The sequence below is a fragment of the Bradyrhizobium sp. ISRA430 genome (assembly GCF_029909975.1).
GTDB lineage: Bacteria > Pseudomonadota > Alphaproteobacteria > Rhizobiales > Xanthobacteraceae > Bradyrhizobium.
Genome location: NZ_CP094516.1, coordinates 6,953,812 through 6,971,376, shown reverse-complemented (window position 1 = coordinate 6,971,376; position 17,565 = coordinate 6,953,812). Strand labels below are relative to the sequence as shown.

Annotated in this window: 11 protein-coding genes and 2 pseudogenes; 2 read left to right on the top strand and 11 right to left on the bottom strand. The window is 58.0% G+C overall.

The window, feature by feature from the left end; all coding sequences use genetic code 11:
* Positions 1–528 precede the first annotated feature (528 nt).
* The 6 genes and pseudogenes from MTX21_RS33090 to MTX21_RS33065 all read right to left on the bottom strand — a co-directional run.
* The gene (locus MTX21_RS33090; protein ID WP_280968743.1) at positions 529–2,253 is read right to left on the bottom strand and encodes an ABC transporter ATP-binding protein; all 1,725 of its coding nucleotides are present in this window, start codon (positions 2,251–2,253) and stop codon (positions 529–531) included.
* Positions 2,254–3,117: an ABC transporter permease gene (locus MTX21_RS33085; protein WP_280968742.1), complete on the bottom strand. Its 864-nt coding sequence runs from the start codon at positions 3,115–3,117 to the stop codon at positions 2,254–2,256.
* Positions 3,114–4,103 (bottom strand): ABC transporter permease, encoded by a 990-nt coding sequence (locus tag MTX21_RS33080; RefSeq protein ID WP_280968741.1) that lies wholly within the window; start codon positions 4,101–4,103, stop codon positions 3,114–3,116. Before MTX21_RS33080 ends, MTX21_RS33085 begins: the two co-directional genes overlap by 4 nt.
* Positions 4,075–5,697: an ABC transporter substrate-binding protein gene (locus tag MTX21_RS33075; RefSeq protein ID WP_280968740.1), complete on the bottom strand. Its 1,623-nt coding sequence runs from the start codon at positions 5,695–5,697 to the stop codon at positions 4,075–4,077. Before MTX21_RS33075 ends, MTX21_RS33080 begins: the two co-directional genes overlap by 29 nt.
* A 101-nt stretch (positions 5,698–5,798) precedes the next feature.
* Positions 5,799–7,139: an NtaA/DmoA family FMN-dependent monooxygenase gene (locus MTX21_RS33070; protein WP_280970875.1), complete on the bottom strand. Its 1,341-nt coding sequence runs from the start codon at positions 7,137–7,139 to the stop codon at positions 5,799–5,801.
* A gap of 1,535 nt (positions 7,140–8,674) precedes the next feature.
* Positions 8,675–8,791 (bottom strand): annotated as a pseudogene (locus MTX21_RS33065) (transposase domain-containing protein); the annotation flags it as partial.
* A 48-nt stretch (positions 8,792–8,839) separates the two neighbouring features.
* Between MTX21_RS33065 and MTX21_RS33060 the strand changes: the two are divergent.
* Positions 8,840–9,568 (top strand): recombinase family protein, encoded by a 729-nt coding sequence (locus MTX21_RS33060; RefSeq protein ID WP_280971327.1) that lies wholly within the window; start codon positions 8,840–8,842, stop codon positions 9,566–9,568.
* 513 nt (positions 9,569–10,081) lie between these two features.
* Here MTX21_RS33060 and eutB read toward each other — a convergent pair.
* Both eutB and MTX21_RS33050 read right to left on the bottom strand, forming a co-directional pair.
* Positions 10,082–10,545: pseudogene (gene eutB, locus MTX21_RS33055) on the bottom strand (ethanolamine ammonia-lyase subunit EutB); the annotation flags it as partial.
* Entirely contained in the window at positions 10,530–11,123 is a 594-nt protein-coding gene (locus MTX21_RS33050; protein ID WP_280968738.1) for an inositol monophosphatase family protein, read from the bottom strand. The gene MTX21_RS33050 and the pseudogene eutB, both read right to left, overlap by 16 nt.
* Positions 11,124–11,282: 159 nt before the next feature.
* Here MTX21_RS33050 and MTX21_RS33045 point away from each other — a divergent pair, with 159 nt between their 5' ends.
* The gene (locus tag MTX21_RS33045; RefSeq protein ID WP_280968737.1) at positions 11,283–11,492 is read left to right on the top strand and encodes a hypothetical protein; all 210 of its coding nucleotides are present in this window, start codon (positions 11,283–11,285) and stop codon (positions 11,490–11,492) included.
* Positions 11,493–11,950: 458 nt separating this feature from the next.
* Here the strand turns inward: MTX21_RS33045 and MTX21_RS33040 are convergent, their stop codons facing one another.
* The 3 genes from MTX21_RS33040 to MTX21_RS33030 form a co-directional block, all read right to left on the bottom strand.
* Entirely contained in the window at positions 11,951–12,502 is a 552-nt protein-coding gene (locus tag MTX21_RS33040) for a hypothetical protein (RefSeq protein ID WP_280968736.1), read from the bottom strand.
* On the bottom strand, positions 12,499–13,437 hold the full coding sequence (locus MTX21_RS33035; RefSeq protein WP_280968735.1) for a M35 family metallo-endopeptidase: 939 nt from the start codon (positions 13,435–13,437) through the stop codon (positions 12,499–12,501). Before MTX21_RS33035 ends, MTX21_RS33040 begins: the two co-directional genes overlap by 4 nt.
* Before the next feature lie 1,953 nt (positions 13,438–15,390).
* The gene (locus tag MTX21_RS33030; protein WP_280968734.1) at positions 15,391–17,511 is read right to left on the bottom strand and encodes a trehalose-6-phosphate synthase; all 2,121 of its coding nucleotides are present in this window, start codon (positions 17,509–17,511) and stop codon (positions 15,391–15,393) included.
* Between the last annotated feature and the right edge of the window lie 54 nt (positions 17,512–17,565).

The following is a 17,565-nucleotide window of genomic DNA, read 5'->3' as shown; positions in this document are numbered from 1 at the left end:
CGTGCCAGCCGCATCAGTCGCAATTAAGGGCTGAATAGGCGTCATGAAATCGATATTGACGCCGAATGTTTTGAACCTGACAAACACGCTCTCGTTGTCAGGGACCGCACCATGATCGCAAGGCTATCGTGAAAGCGAAGATTGCGAGCTCGTTTGCAGGAGCGCAAGAGCCGCCCCTCCTTGCGGGCACGCAATCGATGGCAATCCGACATTTGCGGATCGCCGACCTCAGGGTTAGCGAGTGTTCGAACTCGGCTAAAGCATGATCCGGAAAAGTGCGAAGCGGTTTTCCGAAAAGATCATGCTTAAACAACAACCTAAAGCGCGATGACGATTCATTCCAATCTCATCGCGCTTTAGCCCTGCTCCGCGCGCCGACCGGTCCATCTAGTGGGAACCCGTGCCAGAGACTGTCCAGGCTCGAGCGATGAACGAGCCCGCAATCGTGACCAACTCGGTGCGCAAAGGCGAATGCCCCCGCGATCGGAGATAGACAATTTTATGATAAAGCATCGAATTCGAAGGCATTCATGCGATGCCTTCTTCGAGGATCGTAGCTGAATGATCTATCTGGTGGTCGCGCACAAGACGCGGCATGGCGGCGATAAGGCTCTTGGTATATTCAGACTGTGGATTGCGAAATATCTCTTCAGTGGCGCCACTATCGACGATTCTCCCCCGGCGCATAACTATGACGCGATCGCTGATGTGACGAACAACACTGAGATCATGCGAGATGAAGAGATAACTTACGCCGAGGTGGTCCTTCAGATAGCAGAGCAGGTCCAAGACCTGGGCCTGGATCGATACGTCGAGCGCCGAAACCGGCTCATCGCAGACGATTACCGCAGGATTTGGTGCGATCGCGCGGGCGATCGCAACGCGCTGGCGCTGGCCGCCGGAGAGCTCGAGCGGTCGTCGGTCGAGCAAGGCCTGGGATAGCCCAACCAGATCGAGCAGCTCAATTACACGCTCCTGCCGCTTGCGCCGTGTCTCAACGTCGCTCGAAAGGCTGTCCGATATGATGCGTCCGACCGTCCAACGTGGATCAAACGAGCCAAGAGGATCCTGGTAAATGATCGATAGCGACCGCCGCCGAGCTCGCCGTTCGCGCTCGGCGAGCGTGGTCCAAGGCCGGCCTGCAAACTGAACGGCTCCCTCATCAGGCTCCTCGAGCGCCAGGACCATGCGCGCCATCGTTGACTTTCCTGATCCGGACTCACCTACGATGCCCAAAGTCTCGCCGGATCGCAGTTCGAAGGAGACGCCGTCCACAGCCGCCCGTAAAGTGCCATCCGGGCCCTTGAAGCGCTTCACCAGACTTGTCGCTTCGAGCAGGATGGGACAAGATTTCGGCGGCGATTGCACGGCTGGCTGCGTTTGCCGGGCAGGCGAACGCACAATAGTCGATGGTGAGAGGCGTGAGCCGCGCGGCCGGCCTGATGGCACGGCGTCCAGCAGCTGCTTAGTATAGGGGTGCCCCGGATCTTTGAATATCTGGACGGCGTTACCGCGTTCGACGACCTCGCCTCCTCGCATGACGAGGATCTCATCCGCTACGCGGGAGACCACCGCCAGATCGTGACTGATCAGGATCAGAGCCTTGCCCCTCGTTTTGGTCTCCTCAAGGAGTGACAGCACATGAGCTTGCACCGTCACATCGAGAGCGGTCGTCGGCTCGTCGGCGATCAGGATGCGGGGATCGAGCGCAAGTGCCGACGCGATGAGAGCCCGTTGACGCTGGCCGCCGGATAATTGATGCGGCAGCTGCTCGGCCTTGGTCTCGGGGTCAGGGACACCGACGAGCTTAAGGAGAGCAATGACGCGCTGCGCGAGCTCCTCGCGTGATGATACCGCGCCGTGGAGGAGCAAGCCTTCACCAATCTCTTTGCCGATCCGGCGAAGCGGGTCAAGTGAGACGAGTGCATCCTGAAATACAAAGCCAATCTCGTTGCCGCGGATGCGCCGCCAGGCACGATCGTTAAGACCCATCAGGTCCGTCCCGTCGAAGCTTAGCTGGCGTGCATGAACATTGGCGTAGCGACCAGCGAGGCCTATGAGAGCCCGCGCAGTCACGCTCTTGCCCGAGCCGGATTCACCGACAATCGCAAGACACCGTCCCGGTTGGAGGGAGAAGGATATACTGCGCACAACCGCTTTCTCGTCGATGCCGCGACCGAAGGAAACACGCAGCGAATCGACCGTGAGGAGGTCCGGCTGCTGCGGGACAGGCTGGAGGCGACCCTGCGACATTCACGTTTTTCCTTCCAGATGGTCCTGTAGATGGCGCCCGATGATGGTGAGGCTGAGGGCAAACGCCGTAACTGCCAGACCGGGGATGATCTCCAGCCACCAGGCGTAGATTACATAATTGCGCCCGGCATTGAGCAGCGCGCCCCATTCAGGCGCCGGGGGAGCGACGCCGAGTCCCAGAAAAGCAAGACCGGAGGCCCATATAATCGCCTGACCTACGCCGATCGTCACCATTGCCGTCAGCGGGTTCATGGCGTTGGGAAGAATATGCCTCCAGACAATACGGGGAAATGGATGGCCCAGCACCTTAGCGGCCTCCACATACCCTGTCCCCTTGATGGCAAGCATCTGGCCCCTGATCATGCGCGCATAGCCTGGCGCTGTGCCGATTCCGACAGCTATGACCTCAGTCAGTACCGACGGCCCAAAAACGGTCACGAACACAAGGGCGAGCAGGAGCGTGGGAATTGCGAAGAGCACGTCGACAACCCGGCTCAGGATGCTGTCGCATACGCCACCATAAAGTGCGGCGGTGACGCCGAAAACGATCGCAATGGACATGCTCAGCGCCGTTGCGCCTAGTCCAATAGCCAGGGATTGGCCTGCCCCCTCGACTACTCGAGAGTAAAGATCTCGACCCAATTGATCAGTTCCCAACCAATGGGCGATCGACGGAGACTGCAATGACGATCTCAAATCAATAGCGAGCGGATCGTGCGTCTGCAGCACCTTTGGCGCCACAGCCGCGAGGGCAAAGAGGCCAATGATGATAAGACAGGCGGCAACTCGGAACGGAACATGGCGGACGATTGCCAGGACTTCTTTGAGCGGCCGAGACACGGTGGCTTCGGCGAACATGCTCATGTCAACTTGATCCTGGGATCGACGACCCGGTAAGTCAGATCGACAATCAAACTGACAAGAACGAACAGGCCCGCAGAAATCAAAACAGCTCCCGAGACAATCGGAACGTCTCGCGAGGACGTCGCAGCAACAAGGACTCCACCTAGGCCTTGACGGGCGAAAACCACCTCGATCAAAATCGCGCCCGAAAGAAGTTTGCCGAGCGCCCAACCTGATAAAGTAATGCCAGGCAATGCGGCATGGCGGAGGACATGGCGAAGCCTGACGCCGAAATCACTCATGCCTCGGGCGCGCGCGGACGTAACGAAGGGCTGCTCGAGCACGCGCGTGAACTCGTTCTGAACGACTTGTCCGAAAAAGCCCGATAATTCAAGAGCCAACGCAAGTGTCGGCAGAATGAGCCCGGTCGGAGAACTTCCACCGATGACCGGGAAAATGCGCAGCTTTACCGCAAAAACGACCAGCAGAATTGTGGCCAGCCAATAGGGCGGCGCGGTTGCAAAAAAGACCTGCGTGTCATTGAGCAACTTCGCCCATATGTTGTCTCTGCCGGCGATGAACAAGGTCGTCAGGATTGCGATAATCCATGCGAACAGCAGCGCGGTGACCGCCAGAATAATGGTAGGGCCAATCTGTTCCGCGATGATCCCTGCGACAGGCCGATGCTGCTGGTATGACTCGCCAAGGTCTCCATGAAGGATTCGCAGTATGTATTTTCCGTATTGAATCGCGAGCGGTTGGTCAAATCCGTATTTCGCATTGATCGCCGCAAGTTCTGCCGAGGACGCGAGTCCGACGTTGCCACTTGTCGCATTGATGATGATCTGGGCGCGGTCGCCAGGGAGCACACATTGAATCAAGAACGCAAAGGTTGCGGCCGCCCACACCACGACCACGCCGGAGAATATCCGGCGCGCGAACCAAACAATAGGATGATGGGCTACTATCTTCACGGCGTCACTTCCCATCATCGAAATGAGCGTCATAGAAAACGGGTTCGCCAACCGAGCCGCGGTCAAGCCAAACGTCTTTGAGGTTCGGCTTGGTCGCCAACGTTACGTCTAGCACCGTGAGGCCAATCACAGGGGCCTCATCCACGATCTTCCGTTCCGCCTGCTGATAGAGGGCGGTACGTTGCGCCCCATTGAGTTCCTGCTCCGCCTTTTGAATGACGTCCCAAAGCGTCAGATCTTGATAGCGTGAGGGATTGAAGCGATTGGTCTCGCCCTTCTGATCGGGCTTCCACGAGATCCGGAATATCTCCGCGCCGGGGGCAACCCAATAGAGGAGAACAATCTCATAATCATCGGGTCCGAGGTTTCTTCCGGCGAAGAAATCAGCTGGATTGGTAGGCTGAAGACGTACGTCAAAACCGGCCGCTCTTGCCTGCTGCTGGATAACTTGCAAGGCTTGCTCGCCATCTGGCTTCAGAAAAGCGTTCGAATAGGACACGCGCACGATGAGCGGGTTGCCATTCTTAACACGAACGCCGCTAGGATTACGCTCGGTCCAACCCGCCTGATCAAGCAATTGATTGGCTTTCCGAATATCGTACGTATACGACTGCCCGAGCTCGCGCAGGTATTCCGGCGAGCTCTGACTCAGCGCACCGTTGCCTTCAAATGGCAAAGAGCCAAGGAATGATGTGTCGACTGCGGCCTTTCGGTCAGTAGAATAGGCAAACGCCTTGCGGACGAGCACATCGTCAAATGGGGGCCGGGCCGTATACAACGCCAGGCGCAGAGGGGTACCGCCGGTAATGTGCCGCAATACTGGAAAACGGGAATTGGCCTCCTTCCATGCGATAGCTGGGATATCGTATATGGCATCGGTCTCGCCCGCGATGAATGAGCCGTACCGGACGGTCTGATCTGGCAGGAACTTCCAGCTGATTCCGTCAATGTAAGCCGGCCCTTGATGTTTGGCGGTGGCCGGCGCCGAGTTGTAGTCGGGATTACGGCGGAAGGTGACCTCCCGTCCATGACGCCATTTGTCGACAATGAATGGACCTGAGCCGACTGGGTTCTCGCAGTTCACCGCAAGTCCGCGTTTGAGCGCGGATGGTGAGAGAATGCCTTGTGAGGATTGAGCAAACACATTCAGCAAGGGTTGAAATGGCACCTTCAAGGTTACCTGTAACCTCAAAGGAGCGATTGCGCTTGCCGATTCGAAGCTATCGCTAAGATACGGAGCAGCAGTCGGATTACGCAGATCAGGGTCGTTGCTGAGCCATCCGTTGATATTGTCCGCGATGGCCTGCGCATCCAGAGAAGTGCCGTCCGTGAACTTCACATTCGGCTTTATCTCGAATGTGTATATCTTCTTGTCATCGGAAATTGTCCATGACTCGGCCAGCCATGGCACAATCTTGCCATCCTCGCTGCGGGCGACCAGATTATCGCTGTACTGGCGTTGCAGATACCATTGCTGCACCCATCCTCCGAAGAGGCACGCCGGCTCTTGAAAATGCCCGTAACGAATAATGCCTCCTCGCTTTACGCTACCGGCTGACCCTTCTTGAGCATGAATGCTTGACGGCAGTTGCGACAGGCCCAAGAGCACGAGGAGGGTAGCCTTCACGGTTCTTGCTGGATAGTTCGGCTTTCCAGTGAAGCGCCTCGTCGACCTCGCATTTGATGAATGCATATCCCGTCTCCAAATCATTTGATGTTGAGGAAGCGTCATAACGGTGAGCTAGCTGTGGCTCGTGCCGGCTCGAAAGGAATGGAAAGCCCGAAATGCTCTCGCAGCGTCTGCCCCCGATATTCTTTGCGAAAGAGCCCGCGCTTCTGCAGGATGGGCACCACATTGTCGACAAACGCTGAAGTGCCATCTTTCAGCACGTCCGGAATGATGTTGAAACCATCAACCGCGCCAGCGCGGAACCATGCTTCAATCGAGTCCGCGATCTGCTCGGGTGCACCCACGAGCAAGCGGTGGCCAAACGCTTGAACGCTGCTAATGATTTCGCGAACCGTCCGACCTTGACGCGCCAGAGTCTCAATCGTGCGATGGTGACCGACAGAAAACGGAACATCATCTGCAGTAGGCAAAATCTCCTCCGGGATTGGCCTTTCGAGGCTGAGCTTCTCGACCGCCACGCCCATGCTTCGTGCAAGAGCGACGATGGCGCGCTCCAGATCGAGCAGTCCGTCAAGGTTTTCCTTGCGACGAGCCGCTTCCTCCTCGGTGCCCCCGATACAGGTGACAAGGCCTGGCAGGATGAGCGGAGCCGCAGGGCGGCCGAATTGCCGAGAGAGCGCGCGCAAGCGCTCTGCCTCCTGCAGAGCCGTTGACAAGTCCCCGGCTGCCGCAAACACGACATCTGCACTGCGGGCGCCAAGCCGTAGTCCGGGATCCGAACCGCCCGCCTGAACAATGACTGGGTGGCCTTGGAGCGAGGCGGGATGCGTAAGTGGGCCTCGGATGCCGAAACTATTGGTAGCGGGATCGAGCAGGCGGAACTGACTCTGATCTGCGTAAACACCCGCAGCCTGATCGGCGATGACCATCTCGGCGCTCCAGCTCAGCCAGAGAGCACGGACCGTTTCAACGAAGTCCTCCGCACGTCTGTAGCGATCCGCTCGCCCGATCTCTCGACCGCCAAAGTTTGCAACCGTCGCCGGACTCGACGTCGTGACCGCGTTCCACGCAACGCGGCCGCGGCTGATGACGTCGAGCGATTGGAAGCGCCGGGCAAGATTGTATGGCTCGTTGTAGGTAGTTGACGCCGTCGCAATCAGGCCAATTCGCTCCGTTTCTCGTGCAATCACAGCGAGAACCAGCGTCGGTTCGAGCCCATTAAGCGGCGGCTGGTGCGTAATGTCGGAACTTATCGCGGGGGTATCGGCGAGGAATACAGCATCCAGCAAACCATGCTCCGCGATCTTCGCAGCGCGGACGTAGTGCTCGATGTCGAAAAAGGCGCTTGGATTTGTGCCCGGCCAGCGCCACGCGGCGGAATGACCACCAGCACCATGAAGATTTAAGCCAAGATGAAGCATGGAGTTAACCGAAGACATCCAGCCCCTCATGCGGCGGCCTCTGAGCCGCTTGGCGGGCCTTGCACGCAGGTTGCCGACGTGACCGCTGTTTCCAGCGGCCGGTTGATTCCACACGAGTACACTCACATCGGTTCTCCAGAATTCATCAAGAAGCCAGCTCTTTTTCAGGAACATGTTTTGGATGGCATTCGCGATCGGAACGTTTGGACTCCCGACCGGGCGAGCAATGGATGATCAAGGTAGAGGATCTTTAGAGGTCCAGACCATGCAAACGCAATAGTTGAGTATTTCAATCTACTATCGTCCGCTGGCATCCTCTTCTATTGCGATGTCTAAGTTTCCATCGCTTAACCCAAACGTTCTCTGATCAGGCTCACCGAACACGCGTTGCGAAATTGCAGCGACTACAATTGGCAGCGCCGGCGCGGAGCGAAAGAGATGACTCGATGGGTTCGAGAACACACGACAGTTTTGGCGCGACATTATTGGTCAACCGCTTGCTGCCCCGCTGCAAAGTGACATCCGATCAATAAGGCGTCGCCAAGCCCACCATCTAATAATGCGATGAAACATTTTAGATTGTAGATGCCTCGTTACGGCAACGCTTGGAAGCTGCACTTTCTTCTGCACCACGCCCGCGGCCTTGCTGCATTCGAGGATGCTGGAGCGTCGGTTAGTTATCGCGCGGGCGGCGCATGTCCTCGCCCTCCATGGGTATGATGACGGACCGCCAATTTGCAAGAACGCCCGTCTTCACGGCCCCTTTTCGGAGCGCGAGCTTCTCATCCTTATCTGAACACGCGTTACTCTGACAACGGCACTGAGGCCCTCGCGCCTGCTGTTTGGATAACCGATGAACGCTGGCCTTGGCGCGTCCCGATCATCACGCGCCAGAGTCGCTGGCTACATATGCTCGTGCGTCGATATCGTCATCAAACGCAAGTTGTGCTGCGGGAACGTTCGACCGAGGCCGCGCCCTCGCACCGAGTTGCCGGTCGATCGAATCCTAGCGGAGACAGGTGGCGCTTCACTTAGATTGACGGACGCCCCAGCGAGCCTGCCGATGTGAGAGCCACCGTAATCGCGATTGCGAACGTCCAAATTGTCCAAGTCGCGCCGTCGCGGCGGCGGTACAATTATGGCGCCCAAGGGAAAACGGACGCCCACGCCCTTTATCGAGCGGCTCGTTGGTGTGGCACGGGAAGGCAAGACACTTGAAATCTCGATGATGCCCTGGCGTCTTCCGCCGACGCGCCGACGCCGTCGTCAATGGCGCTTCGGCCGCATCCCGCGGCGGCACAGACGGCCCAATCTCGACCGGCACTAACGGCGCCATACTGGTATTGCCTTGCTTGCAAAGCTCTTTGCGCCACCTGAACAGCTGGCTCACATGAAGGCCGGCCATGCGAGCCACCTCGGAAGCGGTGGCTCCGGGCTCTAGCGATGCTGCAACCAGCCGTTCCTTCTCATCCTGCGACCACCGCCGCCGCCGCTCGACCGATGTGATCACTTCTGCCCGCGAAATCGTCATAGCGCTTCTCCTAGGATTACCCCTAGGACCCGCAGCGCTCGCGTCCGTCAAACAATTCGTGCAGACGCGATGCGGGAAGATCGGCGATACGGGCGAGGACGTCAGCGAGCCAGGCTTTGGGATCGACCTCGTTGACCTGTCCACGACCGGGTTTCTCGTCGACGATATAGCGTCGCAACTCCCCTCATTGGAGGGATACACCATACACAACATTCTCGCCAGCGAACTCTGCGTGGGACGGATGACCTACAATGTCACGACGAAGAGATTGCAGGGCCGCGCGATAAAGAATCCGGAATCGGCTTGGGCGCGTTTTCAGGCATTCGAACCGATTGTGCCGCCGGCACAATTCCGCAAGGCACAGGAGCGTCTGGCTGTCGGCAATCGCCCTTGGGACAAAGAGAAGATTGTCGCCTCACTGAAGAGACTGCTTGATAGAAACGAGCACCTATACCAACGGCTACTCAACAGCACAAAGGGTGCTCCGTCTGCGGACACCGTCGATCGCCACTTTGGCTCGCTTTGTGCTGCCTACGCCGCTGCGGGCTACGATCCCACGACCAGGATGTTTTTTGGAAACAACGGACTGGACGGAGGCTGCGGTCATCATGGGGCTGCAGCAGCTTCATGCTGCGAAGGCCGGATCTCGAACCGGCTTATCGAACGCTGCCCGGACCTGCCATGTCCCAAACATATCCGCCATCGCTTCGGATCTCTCGCGAATGCACTGCGCAAGGCGTGCCTGCCCCGCACCAAACCATTGCGAGATACAGCGCGACGGATGGAAACGCAGGGAAGACGGCGGCGGCGACGAATATATCCTTGGCGTCCGCTGGAGCGACGCGGAGTGACTTTCGGTGACCCGGTCAGCCGCGTCGTAATCCTGTTTGACCGCCATGTGCAGCTTATGCTCTAGCCATTCCGAAAATCCGGTCGCCCACGGACACGAGGTTATCGATCTCCCCAGCGGGGGTCCGGATCATCCGCGGTATGGCCAACTCCATGTCGATGCGCGCTGCCGTACAGTCAGCTTTGAGTCGGATCGTTTCCGATGCACTGACGATGCTGTTCCCCCGGCGACCACCAGAGCTGGGCATCTCAACCGTAGCCCTCACGCGCCGGGATTTCATCGTCTGCGCCGCGCAATCTCGTCAGCGACTGTGCTTGTGGCACGTACGAGCCCTTCATGCAGGGTCTCGAACATGTCGATAATCTCTTCATTTGGTACATTCCTGCCCTCTTCGAGAGTTTCGGTAACCAGTTCGTCGAGAGGCGTTTCCTTCAATTGACCCTTCTCGAGAAGGTGTTCAAATAGCCCGTCGCTAATGGGCTGCGGTTGGATGCGGCAGTCGGAGTTGCACCAAACCCCGAATGTCTGATGCCCCATAACGGCTTGCTCGACCGTCTCCGCCTCCGGCGGGATCAGCTGCGAGCCGGCGATGGACTGGAACACAACGTCGACAGACGCGTTCGCCGCGATGGCGTTCAAGGCCATCGTCACATGGCCCAGACAGCAGGTTTGCGTCGGGATCGACAGGGGGCTGCGCAATTCGTCCAGCAGAGAAACCATCCGGATATAGTCATCCACCGTATCGGTAGCTGGATTGACCCCGATCACCGCGTCGCCGATCCCATCAAGAGCCCATCGATGGCCGACGCGGCGATGCCATAGGCATCATCGGTCGGGTGGTTCGGCTGATTGCGCGTCGAAAGCCGTCCCTTGAGCCCGATCGTCGAGCGGAATGTCGTGACCACTTCCCGCTTCGACGCCACCGAGATCAGATCCTGTAACCGTATGATCTTCGAGACCGCAGCGACCATTTCAGGTGTCAGGCCGGGCGCCACCTCCTCAAGCTACCGTTGGCCGGTTTCCGGCTTCAACAGCCATTTGCGGAGATGTAGCAATCGCCGCCGAATCGGCGCATCCGCGCAACTCGCGACAGCCGCTCGAATGGCTCCATCTCGCCTTTGCGGAACATGTCAGGCGATGTGGTGTAGAAGCGCGCGTCGGCGACGCTCTCGCATGCGCTGGTCCGAGCCAATCCATCGCCAAACCGCGCCACGCTGGGCTTCGCCATCCACCGCTCGCCCGTAAAGGGGATGTCGATCAGGCCGCAGAACGGCTGCTGCTGATAGGTCAACGCGATCAGCGTGCCGAACAAGGGAAAGCCGCTGATAAAGCTCTTGGTGCCGTCGATCGGGTCAACGATCCAGGTGAACGCTCCGCCGGGCTTGGCTCCGATCTCCTCGCCGATGATGCCGTGCTCCGGAAAGCGCGCCTCGATCCTTTCCCTAAGACGCAACTCGACGGCTCGATCGGCGATCGTCACCGGGCTGGCATCGGACTTGGCAACGACATCCAGCGGCGTGCGGAAATAGGACAGCGCGATGGGCCTGACCGAATCCGCGAGCTCGGCGGCGAATGACAGATAGACATCGGCATCGTCTGCCGTGACGGCGTATTGGGCCATTACAGCGCTTTCAGGGAACAGCGGCCATCGCGGATGATGGAGCGCGTCCGCATGTGTTTCCAGATGCCGTATTTGTGACGCACCAATATAGGCTCAAGTAATCCGCTTAGGCGGCTCCAAGCTCCTGCAAACGTCCTGCGTCTGCCACCAGGATTTTAAGTGTCGTTTCGCGACAGCGATGGGATCATCGTCGTTGCCAAGGGCGGCCTGATACGCAACACCACTATCTTTGAACTTGTTAAGCAGTACGTATCCATCCTCGACCTTGTGTTCTCCTTCCGCTATCTCGCCGGTATCGTCCTTCGCGCCCGACGGGGACCGAACGATAACACTAAGGCTGCGATATTCATGCCGCATTTGGACACCTAGATATGTGATTTGTCATTAACGCGTTGCCGACCAAACGTCGCGCGCGAGGTGCAATACGTGTTCGTCAAACGCTACGACATTGCCCCTCCCTCCACCTGATCGAGCATGACCGGTGAAGGAACTTCGTGGGGCTGCCCAGGCACCTTTCGGGCAGCGACTGACTAACCCCGTGCCCTGACCAAAAGCTGACGGTCGCGATCAATTCCTCGAATTCGGGAACTTGCGGGGCGCGACGCACCCCAGTCAACTTAGAACAGCGATGCTACAAGCCTCAAACTTGTCAGAGTTCTCCAGCCGCGTAGGCAGTCTTCGTCTTTGTCAAGGTCCCCACCAATCGTGGCGACTTGATGAAACTTGCCGCCATCAGGCCACGTCAGCGACTGCGGGTTCAAGGCTGCTGAAGTGCTGACCGTCAAAAACAAAGGCAACTTCGTCATCCTCGATTCGCTTTGACGATCTCAGCCTCGGAGGTTGATTGCGTGGTCGGCCCCTACGGCATCGGCGTGCCAGAATGAGGTCGTGCGCAAAGCGGTGATAGCAGAAGCCTGCAGATCCACGCTGAAGGTCCAGTGAACGTCGAGCGTGTCGGTGTGGGAATCATCGATAAACGGATCTGTGAAACGAGCATCGACGCAAATTTCGGCGCGGCGGCGATGCATCAAGAGAGTGAGAAAGTCCCTGCCCCATCTCACCCCGACGCGGCCGCTTGCGGTAATCGAAGCGAAGAACAGGGCCAGATTGCCGGTCTGGAAACCGAGCTTCGTCCAGCCCAATTCTGCCCAGCTGGCGGTCGGAACCGGAAGCTCGGGGAGCTCGATGAAGAGTGCTTCGATCTGAGCGGTGTCATAGGCGAAGCGCCGCCCTTCCTTCTTGCGCCACGCGATTAGTACCTGGTTCGTCCCAGACTCCAGAGCGAGCGCCGCTCGTTCAGCCGGATCGATCGGTATGAGGCGGCAACCGGAGTACAATTGGGATCGAATGTTTCCGACGGCATTCCATGGCAGATTCATGAGCGGCTGACCCTTTCAGCGAACCGGCCGTAGCTATCGGCGTTGGTTATGTGTTGGGTTGTCGATAGCTGACCGAATCTCGGTTCGTGCTCGTAGGCATGGTCGTCGGTGCCCAACAACAGATGTGTTGCCTCGTGCACGACGGTTGAGGATCGGAAGCGATCGGAGTAGGCGAAGTGCCCTTCATGCAGATTGATCCCGCTCTCGGAAGTCAAGCGCCTGAGTTTATTTACCCCATAAGACCCGCCGATCAATGACGTGGCAAATCCGCCGAACAACACCGCACCTAGCGCCGCAGCACGCTCTACGTACCGTTCCTCAACTGACCTGCCGCCACGGAGCGTCGCAACACCGCGTTGGTAGGCACTCACTCCCGCCAGAAACAGCACCAAACCCGACCATCCCGAGCTAACCGAACGGGACCGCAGTGACCGCGGAACGATACGCCAATCCGGCCAGTGGATGGGGCCGCCCCTGACGTAAGCCAACGTGCCATTGGATTTCGGCCGGATCCGATAAAGAGGAAAATCGACAAACCACGCCTTAAGACGCTGCGCTCGCGTTAGTGGCTCGTCGCGATTGAGATAGCTGTGCACCTTCCTGTAGTTCGCGAGGATTTCTCGGATGTCGGCGACGTCCTGTTTGCTCGTGCCCGCGATACCAAAATATCGGCCCAGTGCCGCTCTCACGTCTTGCTCCACGTCTTCACGCGTGACGGGATCCAGGTAGGCTTCCAGCTTCTGGATGGTGAAGCGAACAAAGCCCTTCGCCCGTTCATGGTCTCTCGCAACAATGTCTTCGTAGTTGTGCAATTGTTGAGGCGTTCCGCGTATCTCGACCCCATTGGGGCCTGAAGAATTGATCAGCGACGACAAGTTATAATTGATATAGCTGTCGATGTTGATGATCCGGGCGTCGTCGAGATAAGTATCCATTCTTCGGCGCCCCATCATGAGGGGCCTGGGCCCAACCGATTGGAGTTCCTGCCCGTCAGACGTGAGGCTCCTGAGGTGAGGCAGCGCCGGCTTGAGAGAGTGACGAACGTCCCCATCGACTGTCATGTACTCCATATCGTAGGCCGGCGACCTTGGGGGGCGGTCAGTCCGTCGAGTAGCTATCGAATCCTTGTCTTCTGTTGGAAGCAAATGATCACGTCCCCTAACACCGCCCAAAATGGTGTCATGTACGCGGGGCAATAACGTGTCGGCTTGGCGGACGATGATCTCGTCTGGTCTGCCTATTAGGCGGAACATGGCCGTGTAGTTCACGTGGCCGATCGTGAAATTTGTTTCCGGCCGAGACGCGCTCGGCAGTACTCCATTGGAGAGCATTGCGGCCCTGAGCTCGGGTGACGCGGGTTTGTCGCCGTGCTGCCAAGCTCGTACGTACATTGCTAAATTTGGAGCCGCAGGCGCGCGTACACTTTGCTCAGCCATATAGGTGGGCCACGGCGCCCTCTGGAGAGGGCTAGGTGTATTCCAATTGCGGCCTGGCAACTGGTTAACTAAGTCCACTCCCAACCGAAACTCCGTCGAAAGCGGCAACCGCGTGGGTTCATCAGCCACTCCCAAATCTCCCCTTCGTGTCGCTGACTTGAAGACCCTGAAGGGTCCCACATCCTATGAATACATCTGCAAATGCTGAACTTCCCAGCCCGAACGATTCTAACTCAATCCACCCCAGCAAATGCCGGGCCTAAACATCGGGGAGTGTTCAGAGGATCGCGATTGTTGACGAAAAGCTCCTGCGAACTGAAAATCAGAGAAGTCAATTAGCTTGCGCTCTGGCTCCCAAGGATCGTTGTAGTACAATGTGTTTGCTTCCAGACCAGTCAGTACGAATACATGCGGATCCACTGACGGCAGATGCAGCGCAGCCCAGATCGACCCTCGTGTCTCCAATGTCTCAACGACAAAATCGCGCGTAAATCCGTCAGGTGGCTCTACGAGCCTCTCTAATCCTTCGCAGAGAGCCACCAGTCAAACTCGCGAACGTTGAGGCCTAAGTCGGGCCGCCGAAGCGTAGGCAAACCCGAGGCGAGGGCTCTGGGCGAAAGTAGTATGACACCATACGAGCGGAGGCATACCAACAAGCGTTAATCCCGTGCGGCCGGATGTTTGCGCAATAATCTGGTCGCATGTTCAATTGACCATCATAGCCATGCTGTTGGCCGGCAAGCGGAGCATTCACGTATATCTCGCACTTTACAGCATTCGCTAAATTGACGGGCTCAAAGCTACGCAAATAGCGTGCCGTCCGGCTAAGCGCAGCCGCAGACGATCCGGGACTGGTGGTGCCTCGAGGAGCGGTTCGGCGCGATCTACGAGGACAGGCCGGCCGCCGCTGCCGATGGCGGGATTAGCGATCCTCAAGCACAGCGACGACCTTTCCGGTGAGCTGTTTGTGAGCGCTGGATGGAGACCCCCTGTTACGATTGACTAAGCACCGACGCAGGTTAACCCCAGACGGCCGGGAAATATTCGCGCTATTCGCGCACCCACCTTCGCTCGCGGGAGTTTCGTTTTCACTCGCGCCGGCAAACTGGACAAGCAATAGCCTCACCCGATGTTACCATCAGATGAAGCTTTCCAAGCAAGGGCATGCTGGCGCCGTGCTGAGAACCAGCGCACAGCAACGTTACTGGACCAACTGACACAGACCTGACGGCGGGAGCTCAATCATAGTAATCAGCGAAGAAATTAACCGACCCGACGTTCAAAGTGATCGCGGGCCACCGCGAGGTGTCAAAGGACTACGATGACGCTGGCGCCATATAAGCGAAATTTATCCTAGGGCCCGAAAATGAGACCGTCGGGTGATCCTCACTTCTCAGGAACGCGTCGCAGCCCGTTCGCCGTTTCCCATGCAGTCGGCCATGGTCCTCGATTTCAGCCACTAGGGTGGTACGTGAGATAATAGCGATCACCTTTCAACTCGGCCGCGTAGAGGTGACGGTGAATTTGGAAAATCGTAACTTCTTCGCCGCGCGCGGTCGGCAGCCGCCCTCGTTCACGTAGTGCATCCTCCAGGTGCGCCGGAACCTGTTTCTTACCGTCGTGCCAGTCGCTGTGGGTCCAGTTATCGCCGACCACATCTCCGAAATCCGGCAGTTGCTCCTCCTCCCCGGGCCCTGCCATGGCAGACGACGATGCCCCTCGCGCGGATGCCAGTGAGGCTGTGACGCCTGTGCTTGACGACCAGTAGGGCTCCGCTCCAACTGGAACGGTAAGAGCAATGGTAGTGCCCGACGGATTGGTCAAAGTTGCCTCCCTTCTCGTTGCCGGCGACACCGCCGCATAGGCCCGGCCATGGACGTAAAGATGTGACGGCTGCGAACTCCTCGGCGGGCTACCGGGGGTGACCAATTCGTCTCTCACGGAATCCGGTACCGAAACCGATCGCACGCCGTGATCGAAGCCCAAGGGAACCCAAGGGCTAAGATCTATCGCCGACATCCGAGGTTGGGGGCCCTGCTGTCCACCTAAGCCGACGAGTGGTTCGAAATCCTCATCTAATATTCTAGCCCGCACACCGAATGCGGGGAATGTCCATTGCCGCGGCAGGTCAAAATGGCTTCCGCCTCCGGCCAATCTCCCCTCGACCTTTCGTTTCGAACTGCTGGACTCCCCCACATCCCGCGGGCTCTGCCTTGCGAGTTTCTCGGTCCGAATTTTCTCCAGCTCGCAGATAAAGTGCGCCGACCATTTCTGGATGGGATACGCTCGAAGCTTCGCCATCATCTTCTCCCAGCGGCAGATGCGCTCGGGCAGTGACATTGAAAGTGCGATCGAAATCTTCTCTGCTATGTCTTCGATGTCGTTGGGATCGATGAGCAGCGCGCCGTCGAGTTCCTTGGCCGCGCCGACAAATTTCGACAAAACGAGCACGCCGGGTTTGCTGGGGTCTTGCGCGGCAACATATTCTTTCGCTACGAGATTCATCCCGTCACGCAACGATGTTACCACGCCGACACGTGCGGCGCGGTACAGACCCGCGAGCACCGGCTGACTCTGAGGCTTCGTTTCGTGACGGATCGGCACCCAGCCATCCGCGCCGTGGCGAACATTGACATCGTCGACAAGACGCGCGACATCCTGCTGATAGTCATCGTAGCTTTTGATGCCGGATCGTGAGAAGGTCGCGATCTGCAAAAGGGAGATGCTGCGCGGGTCTTTGTTCAAAGCGTGATTGATAGCCCGAACGCGATTGTCGAGACCCTTGGTGTAGTCGAGCCGGTCGACGCCGACGGCAAGCTTCTCACGATCGAGACCTTCCAGTAGCGACGAGACATCGGCATTCGAACTCGCGTCTGCAGCATATTTTGCAAATTTTTCTGTATCTATGCCGATCGGAAATACTTGGCATCTTGTGATGCCACCACGGTGTGAAATCACAACACTGTCTTCGCTGGGTGTGAGGTCGAGATCGGCACGGACGCAGGCAAGGAAATTCTGCCGGTCCTCGTCGGTCTGAAAGCCTACCAAATCATACGCAAGCATCGATTCGATCAGTTCGCGGTGATGCGGTACCAACTGCACGTCGGGCGCCGGCCATGGCGTATGCAGGAAGAAGCCGATCGGTCGCTCGACGCCCCGATTACGCAACTCAGCGCCGAGCGTGAAGAAATGATAATCATGCACCCAGAACGCGTCCCGGTCTCTGTACTCGAGCAGCGCGTCCGCCATGAGGGCGTTGATTTTGCGATAGCTATTATAACCACCTGCCGAGGAGGAGACCCGTTCCGTCAGCGAATGTAACGCCGGCCATAGTTCCGAATTCGAAAAGCCCTCATAATAGTTGCGATAATCCTCGGCAGGCAGATCCACCCTCACGAGCTTACCTACGCCGAGCGGCATTACTGGCGGTTCAGCCTCCGACGGGCGCCTCGGCCCCACCCAAATCGCTCCGGATTGTTGCACCACGGGAACCAGCGCGGCCTCAAGCCCGCCTGTCCTTGGTTCAAGGGCGTTGCTGCCGGCAACCCGGTTCGAGACGACGACGAGATTCACAAGTCATCCTTTCCCGTCTGGATCTGCGTTTGCCGGGCGTTCGATCAATTTGCC